Source organism: Coprococcus eutactus, assembly GCF_001404675.1.
Taxonomy (GTDB): domain Bacteria; phylum Bacillota; class Clostridia; order Lachnospirales; family Lachnospiraceae; genus Coprococcus; species Coprococcus aceti.
Genome location: NZ_CYXU01000006.1, coordinates 1 through 12,626, shown reverse-complemented (window position 1 = coordinate 12,626; position 12,626 = coordinate 1). Strand labels below are relative to the sequence as shown.

Below are 12,626 nucleotides of genomic sequence, written 5' to 3'. Positions count from 1 at the left end.
GAAGGTCTCCTTTTTGCTTGATATAAATGTCATATGATGTTAGAATGTACCCTGAATAACGATAGCTAGGAGGTCAAAAACAACATGGGTTTGTTTGAGAAAATATTTGGAACGCACAGCGAGAAGGAATTGAAAAAGATCAATCCTATAGTTGATGCGATAGAGGCACTCGACGAGAAGATGCAGGCACTTTCAGATGAAGAGCTGAGGGGCAAGACACAAGAGTTTAAGGACAGACTTGCTGCCGGCGAGACGTTAGACGATATATTGGTAGAAGCATTTGCGGTTGTGAGAGAGGCTGCATACCGTGTACTTGGAATGAAGCATTACAGGGTACAGCTCATAGGAGGAATAGTTCTCCATCAGGGAAGAATCGCAGAGATGAGAACGGGAGAAGGAAAGACACTTGTATCAACACTTCCTGCTTATCTGAATGCCCTTGAAGGAAAGGGTGTCCATGTTGTAACTGTCAACGACTACCTGGCAAAGCGAGATGCTGAATGGATGGGGCAGGTGCATGAATTCCTCGGACTTAAGGTAGGAATCATACTCAACAGTTCCACAACAGACGAGAGACGTGAGGCGTATAACTGCGATATTACATATGTTACCAACAACGAGCTCGGTTTCGATTACCTGAGAGATAACATGGTAATCTACAAGGAGAAGCTTGTTCTGAGAGATCTTCACTACTGTGTAATCGATGAGGTGGATTCAGTTCTTATCGATGAGGCACGTACTCCTCTTATCATATCCGGTCAGAGCGGCAAGTCTACAGAGCTCTACAAGATGTGTGATTACCTTGCGAGACAGATGAAGCGAGGTGAGGGTGATGGAGAGATATCCAAGATGGATATGCTCATGAAGACAGAGATAGAGGAGGATGGAGATTTCCTTGTAAATGAGAAGGACAAGTACGTCATGCTCACTGCAAATGGTGTGAAGATGGTAGAGCAGTTCTTCCATATTGACAACCTCTCAGACCCTGAGAACATGGAGATCCAGCACAATATCATCCTGGCACTCCGTGCACATAACCTCATGTTCAGAGACAGAGATTATGTGGTGAAGGATGATGAGGTACTCATCGTTGATGAGTTTACCGGACGTATCATGCCCGGACGTAGATTCTCAGATGGTCTGCATCAGGCTATAGAGGCAAAGGAGAATGTAAAGGTCAAGAGAGAGAGCAAGACTCTTGCAACGATCACATTCCAGAACTTCTTCAACATGTTTGACAAGAAGGCAGGTATGACAGGTACAGCCCAGACAGAGGAAGAGGAGTTCAGAGAGATCTATGGAATGGACGTTGTTGTCATTCCTACGAACAGACCTATACAGAGAATAGATCAGCCGGATTCTATATTTAAGACTAAGAAAGAAAAGCTCAATGCGATCGTTGAGCAGATTAATATAAGTTACAGAAAGGGACAGCCGGTGCTTGTCGGTACGATCAATATCGACGCATCAGAGGAACTCAGTCATATGCTGTCCAAGAGAAAGATACCTCACAAGGTGCTCAATGCCAAGTTCCACGAGCTTGAGGCTGAGATAGTTGCAGACGCTGGACAGAAGAATGCGGTAACCATCGCGACTAACATGGCAGGACGTGGTACTGATATCAAGCTCGGCGAGGGTGTTGCAGAGCTCGGAGGACTCAGGATCATCGGTACAGAGAGACACGAGAGCAGACGTATCGATAATCAGCTCCGTGGACGTTCAGGACGACAGGGAGATCCGGGAGAGTCAAAGTTCTATCTGTCACTGGAAGATGATCTGATGAGACTTTTCGGATCAGAGAGAGTTATGTCAGTGTACGATACCCTTAAGATACCTGAGGGCGAGGAGATAGAGCATAAGACTATTTCCAACTTCGTAGAGAAGGCACAGAAGAAGATCGAGGGTAACAACTTTGCCATAAGAAAGAATCTTCTTGAGTATGACCGTGTTAACAACGAGCAGAGAGAGATCATTTACAAGGAGCGTAGACGAGTTCTTGACGGCGAGAACATGCACGAGGTTATCCTCAAGATGATAAAGGATGATATAAATGCAGCAGTAGATCAGGTATGCTCATCAGAGACAGCACCTGAGGATTGGAATCAGGTAGAGCTGGATGACATGATAAGGGGCATAGTTCCATTTGCTGAGCCGGTTACACTTACCGAAGAGGAGATCAAAAAGGCAGATATCAGCGAGCTGAAGGACAGACTGTACAATGAAGCTCTTGAGCTCTATGCTGCCAAGGAGGAAGAGATCGGTGATCCTGATCAGATGAGAGAGATCGAGCGAGTTATACTCCTCAAGACTATAGATAGAAAGTGGACAGATCATATCGACGACATGGATAATCTGAGACAGGGAATCGGACTTAGATCACTTGGCCAGAGAGATCCTGTTGTAGAATACAAATTCGCAGGATATGACATGTTCAATGACATGACAGCAGCGATCCGTGAGGATACTGTAAAGCTTCTTCTCAGAATAAAGGTTGAGCAGAAGATTGAGCGTGAAGAGGTGAATAAGGTTACAGGAACCAATAAGGATGACACAGTGTCAAGGGGACCTGTAAAGAAAGCCAAGAAGATAGGTAGAAATGATCTCTGTCCATGCGGAAGCGGTCTGAAGTATAAGAACTGCTGCGGTAAGAACGCATAAATACGTGATACAGGAGAAACCAAGTGATAGAATTGGATGAGTTCAGGGCGACGATGGCCTCCTATAGGGATCCCTTGGGGGAGGTCAAGTCATCCCTTGACATTGAAAACAAGACAGACAGAATAGCAAAGCTTAATTATGAGATGGAACAGCCGGATTTCTGGGATGATATCGACAGATCCCGTGAGGTATCGAAGGAACTGAAGGGACTTCAGGATCTGGTTGACAACTATAAGAAGCTTGAGAATGACTATGTGGATATAGATACACTGATCCTGATGGCGGAGGAGGAGAATGATCCGAGTCTTGTGCCTGAGATAGGGGAGCAGATAGATATATTTACGAAGGAATTTGAGGAGTATAGGATAAATCTTCTCTTCACTGACGAGTTTGATGACTGTAATGCGGTACTCACACTCCATTCAGGAGAGGGCGGAACGGAGTCCTGCGACTGGGCGAGTATGTTGTACAGAATGTATACCAGATGGGCAGAAAAGCACGGCATGAGTGTTGAGGTGCTCGATTTCCTTGAGGGCGATGAGGCTGGTATAAAGTCTGTGACCATTCAGATAAATGGGCAGCATGCGTACGGATATCTCAAGTCAGAGAAGGGAGTGCACAGACTGGTAAGAATATCACCATTCAATTCGGCCGGCAAGAGAATGACTTCGTTTGCATCCTGTGATGTCATACCGGATATAGAGCAGGATTTGGAGATAGAGATCAGGGATGAAGATATAAGGATAGATACCTACAGATCGAGCGGTGCAGGTGGCCAGCATATCAATAAGACATCATCGGCCATCAGAATCACACATTATCCTACCGGTATAGTTGTTCAGTGCCAGAATGAGAGATCACAGCTCATGAACAAGAATAAGGCTATGCAGATGCTGAAGTCCAAACTTTATCTTTTGAAGAAACAGGAGAATCTGGAGAAGATTTCGGACATCCGCGGAGAGGTAACTGACAATGGTTTTGGAAGTCAGATAAGATCGTATGTGCTCCAACCGTATACCATGGTCAAGGATAAACGTACATCCTATGAGAATTCAAATGTATCGGCGGTTCTCGATGGAGATCTTGATGGATTTATGACAGCCTATCTCAAATGGGTGAATAAGGTTGAGGTGTAGCAGCACATGAGAGTCATTTGATGATAAGAAATTAGTCTTTGACAATGACGCTTTATACTGATAAAGTAATGACGTACTAAACTTGCATTATTATGCAGAAAAAGGAGATAAGAAGGAGATAAAAACATGGTGAATATAGCAGTATTAGGTTATGGTACAGTGGGTTCAGGAGTTGTGGAAGTGATTAACACCAACCATGATATTGTTAACAAGAGAGCTGGACAGGAGATAAACGTTAAGAGAGTGCTTGATCTCAGGGAGTTTCCTGGGGATCCTGTCGAGAACATTCTCACCCATGATTTTGAAGATATACTTAACGATGATGATATAAGCGTCGTTGTGGAGGTTATGGGAGGTGTTGAGCCTGCATATACATTTGTCAAGAAGTGCCTGATTGCCGGCAAGAGTGTGGCAACCTCCAACAAGGAGCTTGTGGCCGTTCATGGACCTGAGCTTATAAAGATTGCCAGAGAGAGCAATATCAATTTCTTCTTTGAAGCATCAGCAGGCGGTGGAATTCCTGTTATAAGACCACTTAACACATCCATAACTGCGGATGATGTTACGGAGATCACAGGAATACTCAATGGTACAACGAATTACATCCTAACCAAGATGGATAAAGAGGGGGCTGACTATGCGACAGTGCTGAAGCAGGCACAGGAGCTCGGATATGCGGAGCGCAATCCTGAGGCTGATGTAGAGGGTGGCGATGCGTGTAGAAAGATAGCTATACTTACATCTCTCGTATATGGCAAGAACCTGGATTACAACAGGATACATATGGAGGGAATAACCAGGATAACAACAGATGATTTCAAGTATGCGGATAAGATGGGTTACTCTGTAAAACTTGTCGGAACAACCAGAAAAACAGACGGCAAGCTATATTCATATGTTGCCCCGGTCATGCTTCCACATGACAATCCGCTGGCAAAGATAGATGATGTATACAATGGCATACTTGTACATGGTAATGCACTTGACGACGTAATGTTCTACGGCAAGGGCGCCGGAAAGCTTCCAACAGCGTCTGCGGTTGTATCAGACGTTATTGATGCAGTGAAGAATGCGGGAAGACATGTTCCTATCATATGGGAGGACGAAGAACTTGAGATGGGTACATTTGCGGACTCAGAGAGCAGATTCTTTGTCAGAACAGATGAGAAGGATGAGGCTGCCATCAAGGCGGTATTTGGTGATGTTGAGTATGTCGATTCTGATCTCGATGAAAAGGCATTTGTTACAGCAGTGATCACAGAGGGTGAATTTGAGGCATGTTGCAATAAGATTGGTGTCAAGAGTGCTCTTAGAGTGCTGGATTAGTACAATATTATTCAATGACCTTGCAATCCTAGTCGAATTGCGGTATTTTACAAAAGGCTTATTTCTTTTTACCGGACCGCTCCGGTGAAGAGTTAAATATACAAATTTTCAAATGAGCGATCAGGAGGATAATATGTTAATAGTAAAGAAGTTTGGTGGTACTTCTGTTGGAAATACCGAAAGAATCTTTAACGTGGCCAAAAGATGTATTGAGGATTGGCAGAGGGGGAACGACGTAGTCGTAGTTCTGTCTGCGATGGGTAAATACACAGATGAGCTGATAGATATGGCTAAGCAGGTAAATGAGAATCCACCTAAGAGAGAGATGGATATGCTTTTTACAATAGGTGAACAGATGTCCGTATCGCTTATGGCTATGGCTATGAATTCTCTTAAAGTTCCTGCAATCTCTCTGAACGCATTCCAGGTGGCAATGCATACAACTTCAGTGTATGGCAATGCGCGTCTGAAGAGAATCGATGTTGAGAGAATAAGACATGAGCTGGAGCAGAGAAAGATAGTTATTGTCACAGGATTCCAGGGAATTAACAAGTATGACGATTACACAACTCTTGGTCGTGGTGGTTCAGATACAACAGCTGTTGCACTTGCAGCGGCACTTAACGCTGATGCGTGTGAGATATACACAGATGTGGATGGAGTATATACAGCAGATCCACGTAAGGTAAAGACCGCACGTAAGCTGGATACGATAACATACGATGAGATGCTTGAGCTTGCTACACTTGGAGCAGGCGTTCTGCACAACCGTTCAGTTGAGCTTGCAAAGAAGTTCGGCGTTCAGCTGGTTGTTCGTTCAAGTCTCAATTTTTCAGAGGGTACAATAGTTAAGGAGGATACTGGAATGGAGAAGATGTTAGTTAGTGGAGTTGCAGCGGATGCAGATTCAGCGAGAGTGGCAGTTGTAGGATTAGAGGACACACCGGGTGTTGCATTCAAGCTTTTCAACCTGCTTGCAAAGAATGACATCAATATAGATATGATACTGCAGTCAGTAGGAAGACATGGAACAAAGGATATTACATTCACATGTAGTGATGAGAATGCAGACAAAGCAGAGGAGATCATCAAGAACAACATAGGCAAGTTTGAGAGCATAGATGTCAACAAGAATGTTGCAAAGGTTTCTATCGTTGGTGCAGGAATGCAGTCAAATGCAGGTGTTGCAGCCAAGATGTTCGAGGCTCTTTATGATGAGAATATCAACATCAGAATGATCTCAACATCAGAGATCAGAGTTACAGTCCTCATCGACGAGCAGTATACAGAGCGCGCAATGAACGCAATCCATGACAAGTTCGCACTCGGCGATCGTTAATTCTAACAGAATCATATGAAGTTCTGTTCTGCAGGACCTTACAATATACGCCGGGGGAAACTCCGGCGTAAATTATCATAAGGGGGAACCGCCGTTAAGGCGGGGGATTCCTTATGATGAAGCAGACGCCGCGCGAAGCGCTTTTCATGCGGCTGCACCCGTATAAGGGGGAACCGCCGTTAAGGCGGGGGATTCCTTATGATGAAGCAGACGCCGCGCGAAGCGTCTTTCATGCGGCTGCACCCGTATAAGGGGGAACCGCCGTTAAGGCGGGGGATTCCTTATGATGAAGCAGACGCCGCGCGAAGCGCTTTTCATGCGGCTGCACCCGGGTAATGGAACATAAAAGAATTTGAAAGGAGTCAGGGTATGAAGAGAACAGATTACATATCGTGGGATCAGTATTTTATGGGCATTGCGATGATGTCGGCAGAGAGAAGCAAAGACCCGTCAACGCAGGTTGGTGCGTGTATAGTGGACAAGAACAACAGAATTCTGTCCATGGGATATAATGGTATGCCGGCAGGATGCGACGATGACACAATGCCGTGGGGAAAGTCCGGAGCCCCGCTTGACAACAAATATTTCTATGTATGCCACGCGGAGCTGAACTCTATTCTTAATTACAGAGGTGGCAATCTCAAGGATGCGATCATATATTCTACTCTGTTCCCGTGCAATGAATGTGCCAAAGCTATTATTCAGTGCGGTATAAAGGAAGTAGTGTATATGTCAGACAAGTATGCGATGACAGAGAGCACCATAGCCTCCAAGAAAATGTTTGACATGGCTGGTGTTGCATACAGACCATTTGAAGCAAAAGGCAGGAAGATCACGCTCAATCTTTAGAGGTAACAGAATAGTTCCGGAATACCGGAGAGAACACATATGTATGACAGACAGGAGAGAATATGGTCATAGAGAGTAATAGCAAGGAAGAAACCTACAATGCAGGAGTGCGGCTTGGACAGAATGCAGCTCCTGGCCAGGTGTACTGTATATATGGAGATCTGGGAGTTGGCAAGACGATAATATCCCAGGGGGTGGCAGCTGGACTTGGAATCACTGAAGTGGTGAACAGCCCTACTTTCACTATTGTGAAGGAGTATGACGAGGGCAGATTGCCTCTGTATCATTTTGACGTGTACAGGATCGGCGATGTAGACGAGATGGATGAGATAGGCTACAATGAGATGGTGTATGGAGATGGAGTATGTCTTATAGAGTGGGCTAACCTCATCGAGGAGATATTACCTGACACATATACCAGAATCGACATAGAGAAGGACCTTTCAAAGGGCCTTGATTACAGGCGTATTACGATAGAAGAGAGGCATGATCAGATATGAAGATCTTAGCATTTGACAGCTCAGGACTTGTGGCGAGCGTTGCCATAGTCGAGAACAATAATTTGATAGCTGAATATACAACCAACTACAAGAAGACACATTCCCAGACACTGCTTCCTATGCTGGAAGAGATCGTGAAGATGACAGAGACGGACAAAGAGAGTTTTGATGCGCTGGCTGTTGCTGCCGGACCGGGATCATTTACAGGACTCAGAATAGGCTCAGCGACGGTCAAGGGACTTGCACTTGCATGGAATATACCGGTTATTGCGGTGCCGACACTTGAGGGGCTTGCATACAATGTGTGGGGAACTGACAGACTTATCTGCCCTATCATGGACGCGAGAAGAAAACAGGTGTATACGGGACTTTATAGTTTTAACAGTGATGACAGGCTTGAGACGATAATGGATCAGACTCCTATGGATATTGCTGACCTTATAGACCAACTCAATGAGAGAGGGGAAAAGGTTATATTTGTGGGAGATGGAATAGATGTGTATGCTGATGTTTTAAAAGAGAAGATGACGGCAGACTACGCATTTGCTCCGGCACACATGAATAAGCAGAGAGCTGGCTCGGTGGCAGCCGCAGCCCAGGTGAGATATGCAGCCGGACAGTATGAGGAGGGGGATACATTTGCCCCTGAATATCTCAGACAGTCACAGGCAGAGCGGGAGAGAGCTGAAAAGGCAAAACTGGAGAATGATGGACATGAATAGCTGTTTTTCCCATGTACGCCCGAGACTGGCAGATATGAAAGACCTGGCCGGGATAGCAGCACTTGAGATGACGGTGTTTTCGCATCCGTGGAATGAGGAGATGGTGTCCTCATCTATACAGGGGACATACGATCATGTCAAGATCCTTGAGACTTCTGAAGGAGAAATCGCCGGCTATATCATATATTCGGCGGTGTGTGACAGTGCAGATCTGCTCAGGGTAGCAGTGGATGCCGGATCAAGACGTCGTGGCATCGGCTGTAAGCTGATGGAAGCCATGATCGATGACTGCAAGGATAGGAATGTGCAGAGCATATTTCTGGAAGTCAGGGAATCCAACGCTGCTGCGATAGCTATGTATGAGCAGTTTGGATTTATAAAAATTTCTACAAGAAAAAAATACTACGACTCACCGGTGGAGGATGGTCTGGTTATGCAAAAACAGTTGTAGTAATAGATATATGCAGAATATACAGTGCGTGGAGACCACATTTGCACGGCTGGAAAACATTGTCGGTATATTCTGTGAAGGATCTAACTTATAATCAGACTCATAACAGGGCTGCATACAGTCGGACAGGAGATAAATATGAGTGAGATCAGATGTAATAGGTGTGGAAGGATAATTGTATTTGGAGATATGCATAACAAGGAGGATTACGTCCTTATTCAGAAGGAGTGGGGATATTTTTCGCGCAAGGATGGCAGAAAATACACACTCAGGATGTGTGAGGACTGTTACGACAGACTTGTAAATGAATGTGTCATACCTCCAGAAATAGATGATGTGACAGAGTATGCATAGAGTATGCATATAGACTCTGCCTTAGAAATGGAGATAGAAGATGATAGACGTATGTCTTTTGGGGACCGGAGGGATGATGCCGCTGCCATACAGGGCACTTACATCTCTCGTGGTCAGATATAACGGACACGAGATGCTGATAGACTGCGGAGAGGGAACCCAGACCTCAATGCGTCAGCAGGGCATGATAGGCTTTAAGCAGATAGATGTGATCTGCTTCACACATTTTCATGCAGATCATATAAGCGGATTGCCGGGGCTGCTGCTCACGATAGGCAATGCCGAGAGAACGGAGCCACTTCTTATGGTTGGCCCAAAGAGACTTGAGAAGGTAGTCAATTCCCTCAGGGTTATAGCGCCTGAGCTTCCGTTTGAGATCAGGTTCCAGGAGCTCTCGGAGGCTGAGGAGAGCTTTATGTGGGAGGATCTCAGGGTGGATGCATTCAGGGTGAATCACAATGTGACATGTTATGGATATTCCCTTTCGCTTCCAAGAACAGGAAAATTCAGCGTGGATAGAGCTAGAGAGAATGAGATTCCAATGAAATACTGGAATGGCTTGCAGAAGGGCAACACATACGAGGAGGATGGACACATATATACTCCTGATATGGTGCTTGGTCCTGACCGCAAGGGTCTGAAGCTCACATACTGCACAGATACCAGACCGACCCCCCTTATAGAGAAGTATGCAGCCGGATCAGATTTGTTCATATGTGAGGGCATGTACGGCGAAAAGGAGAAAGAGATAAAAGCCATAGAGCATAAGCATATGATGATGCAGGAGGCTGCGGCCATAGCGGCAAAGGCAGATGTGGGGGAGATGTGGCTTACACATTACAGTCCGTCGATGGCAAAACCGGCGGTGTTTATGGATGAGATAAGAGAGATATTCCCGAGAACTATTGCAGCAAAGGACAGGACGACAACAACGCTCAAGTTTTCGGAGAAGTAGAATAGATCGACAAAGGTGAGATGAATTATGGAGAAAGATGTAAAGATACTGGCTATAGAATCCTCATGTGATGAGACATCCGCAGCGGTTGTTGTGAATGGAAGAAACGTACTGTCAAATATAATATATTCACAGATAGATATCCATACACTTTATGGAGGCGTTGTGCCGGAGATAGCTTCGCGAAAGCACATAGAGAAGATTACACAGGTCATAAGACAGGCGCTCAAAGAGGCAGAGTGCACACTGGATGACATAGATGCGGTTGCAGTCACATATGGACCGGGGCTTGTTGGCGCTCTTCTCGTTGGTGTGGGAGCAGCCAAGGCCATAGCATTTGCAAAAGATATACCACTTGTTGGTGTGCATCATATAGAAGGTCATATCGCAGCGAATTATATAGAGAACAAGGAGCTTGAGCCTCCGTTCATGTGCCTTGTTGTGTCAGGAGGTCACACACATCTTGTAAAGGTAGTCGATTACGGCAAGTTTGAGATACTGGGAATAACCAGGGATGATGCGGCAGGAGAGGCGTTTGACAAGGTAGCAAGGGCTATAGGACTGGGTTATCCGGGAGGACCGAAGATAGATCGTAAGGCGAAGGAGGGCAACCCTGACGCTATAGAATTTCCAAGGGCAAAGGTGGCAGAATCAGCCTATGACTTCAGCTTCAGTGGCCTGAAGTCCGCAGTGCTCAACTATATCAATCAGGCCCATATGAGAGACGAGCAGATCAATGAGGCCGATGTGGCAGCATCGTTCCAGAAAGCAGTAACGGAAGTGCTCACAGAGCATGCGGTTGCTGCGGCAAAGGAATACCATATGGATAAGATAGCCATAGCTGGCGGAGTTGCGTCCAATTCTGCTCTCAGAGCCAGCATGAAGGCGGCCTGTGAGAAGGCTGGGCTTACATTGTATCATCCATCGCCGATACTGTGCACGGACAATGCGGCCATGATAGGTGCGGCGGGATACTACGAATACATAAATGGAACAAGACATGGATGGGATCTGAATGCCATACCAAACCTCAAGCTGGGTGAGAGATAACCAGCCTGGTCAAGCGTGTGATGGTGTCAGACTACTACTAGGGAGAAGATGAACATGGGCGATGCGGATAATGCTGATTACAAGGAATCAAATATAGAAATCTTTGATACAGTGGATGAAGTAAAGGTCACGGCAATAGTCCTTGCAGCCGGAAAGGGCAGCAGGATGCACAGCGATATACCTAAGCAGTTTATGACGCTGGGGGATTATCCCGTACTGTATTATTCGCTCAAGGCCTTTCAGGACAGTCCGGTTGATGACATAATCCTTGTCACAGGTGAGGATTATGTAGAATATTGCAGAAATGACATAGTAGACAGGTACAACATCACCAAAGTCAGGAAGATCGTGACCGGTGGGGCAGAGCGCTATGACTCCGTACATAATGGACTTATTGCGGCGGATGGTGCGAAGTATGTACTCATCCATGATGGTGCGAGACCATGCATAACCCAGAAAATCATCACAGATTCCATAGATGCAGTAAAGATATATTCTGCGTGTACAGTGGGTGTACCTGTGAAGGATACCATCAAGATAGTAGATGAGGATCAGATGGGAGTGGATACTCCTGATAGATCCAGGCTGTGGCAGGTTCAGACTCCACAGAGTTTTAACAGGGAACTTCTGCTTACCTGTTATGATGGACTGGCGCATGACAAATGTCAGGTTATAACGGATGACACAATGATAGTGGAGCGTTATAGCAGCGTCAGAACGAAGGTGATAATGGGGGCGTATGAGAACCTGAAAATCACCACTCCTGAGGATTTAAAAATTGCTTCAAATTTTTTGAAAAAAGATGTTGACACAAAGATGGTAAAGTGATAATATGTACAAGTCGCCGGTTGATGGCGACGAACAAAAATAACTTGGAGAGATATCGAAGCGGTCATAACGAGGCGGTCTTGAAAACCGTTTGTCCGAAAGGGCGCGAGGGTTCGAATCCCTCTCTCTCCGCTGACTTTCATACATAATGAAAGTTCAAGCGCTTGATACTGGAGAAGTACCCAAGCGGTTGAAGGGGCTCCCCTGGAAAGGGAGTAGGCCGTTAATAGCGGCGCGAGGGTTCAAATCCCTCCTTCTCCGTTAGACATACTTAGTATCAGAGCTATATAAGAACCTTGAAAAATTAACAACATGACAACCCTGAAATTCCAAAAAAAGAATTTCAAGAACGTCGGATCAGAGATGACATCAAAGATCTAACAAACCAATAACAGTAAAGATGGTTAGGAAAAATACAAGCTAGTATGATTTCTGACATAGGATTTACAAACTTTTTA

The 12,626-nt window shown here is 45.5% G+C and carries 12 protein-coding genes and 2 tRNA genes; all 14 read left to right on the top strand.

The window, feature by feature from the left end:
- Positions 1–84 precede the first annotated feature (84 nt).
- Positions 85–2,658, top strand: a complete 2,574-nt coding sequence (secA, locus tag ARA78_RS11060) for a preprotein translocase subunit SecA (protein ID WP_015533855.1) — start codon at positions 85–87, stop codon at positions 2,656–2,658.
- A gap of 23 nt (positions 2,659–2,681) precedes the next feature.
- Complete coding sequence (gene prfB / locus ARA78_RS11055) at positions 2,682–3,794, top strand: peptide chain release factor 2 (protein ID WP_022215809.1); 1,113 nt, start codon at positions 2,682–2,684, stop codon at positions 3,792–3,794.
- A gap of 126 nt (positions 3,795–3,920) precedes the next feature.
- On the top strand, positions 3,921–5,120 hold the full coding sequence (locus tag ARA78_RS11050; RefSeq protein ID WP_055273684.1) for a homoserine dehydrogenase: 1,200 nt from the start codon (positions 3,921–3,923) through the stop codon (positions 5,118–5,120).
- A gap of 133 nt (positions 5,121–5,253) precedes the next feature.
- On the top strand, positions 5,254–6,459 hold the full coding sequence (locus ARA78_RS11045; RefSeq protein ID WP_022215807.1) for an aspartate kinase: 1,206 nt from the start codon (positions 5,254–5,256) through the stop codon (positions 6,457–6,459).
- Between the two features lie 369 nt (positions 6,460–6,828).
- Complete coding sequence (locus ARA78_RS11040; RefSeq protein ID WP_015533858.1) at positions 6,829–7,308, top strand: deoxycytidylate deaminase; 480 nt, start codon at positions 6,829–6,831, stop codon at positions 7,306–7,308.
- 62 nt (positions 7,309–7,370) lie between these two features.
- Positions 7,371–7,808: a tRNA (adenosine(37)-N6)-threonylcarbamoyltransferase complex ATPase subunit type 1 TsaE gene (gene tsaE, locus ARA78_RS11035; RefSeq protein WP_022215806.1), complete on the top strand. Its 438-nt coding sequence runs from the start codon at positions 7,371–7,373 to the stop codon at positions 7,806–7,808.
- Positions 7,805–8,530 (top strand): tRNA (adenosine(37)-N6)-threonylcarbamoyltransferase complex dimerization subunit type 1 TsaB, encoded by a 726-nt coding sequence (gene tsaB, locus ARA78_RS11030; protein WP_022215805.1) that lies wholly within the window; start codon positions 7,805–7,807, stop codon positions 8,528–8,530. Before tsaE ends, tsaB begins: the two co-directional genes overlap by 4 nt.
- Entirely contained in the window at positions 8,523–8,981 is a 459-nt protein-coding gene (gene rimI, locus ARA78_RS11025; protein ID WP_055273682.1) for a ribosomal protein S18-alanine N-acetyltransferase, read from the top strand. The genes tsaB and rimI overlap by 8 nt, the downstream gene beginning before the upstream one ends.
- A 138-nt stretch (positions 8,982–9,119) precedes the next feature.
- Positions 9,120–9,335 carry a hypothetical protein gene (locus ARA78_RS11020; protein WP_055273680.1) on the top strand — a complete coding sequence of 72 codons (216 nt, stop codon included), beginning with the start codon at positions 9,120–9,122 and terminating at the stop codon, positions 9,333–9,335.
- Between the two features lie 40 nt (positions 9,336–9,375).
- The gene (locus ARA78_RS11015; RefSeq protein ID WP_055146418.1) at positions 9,376–10,290 is read left to right on the top strand and encodes a ribonuclease Z; all 915 of its coding nucleotides are present in this window, start codon (positions 9,376–9,378) and stop codon (positions 10,288–10,290) included.
- 27 nt (positions 10,291–10,317) lie between these two features.
- On the top strand, positions 10,318–11,340 hold the full coding sequence (gene tsaD, locus ARA78_RS11010; RefSeq protein ID WP_022215803.1) for a tRNA (adenosine(37)-N6)-threonylcarbamoyltransferase complex transferase subunit TsaD: 1,023 nt from the start codon (positions 10,318–10,320) through the stop codon (positions 11,338–11,340).
- A 54-nt stretch (positions 11,341–11,394) separates the two neighbouring features.
- On the top strand, positions 11,395–12,168 hold the full coding sequence (gene ispD, locus ARA78_RS11005; protein ID WP_172674925.1) for a 2-C-methyl-D-erythritol 4-phosphate cytidylyltransferase: 774 nt from the start codon (positions 11,395–11,397) through the stop codon (positions 12,166–12,168).
- 46 nt (positions 12,169–12,214) lie between these two features.
- Positions 12,215–12,300 (top strand) — tRNA-Ser (locus ARA78_RS11000).
- A gap of 40 nt (positions 12,301–12,340) precedes the next feature.
- Positions 12,341–12,429: transfer RNA gene (locus ARA78_RS10995), tRNA-Ser, on the top strand.
- Positions 12,430–12,626 lie beyond the last annotated feature (197 nt).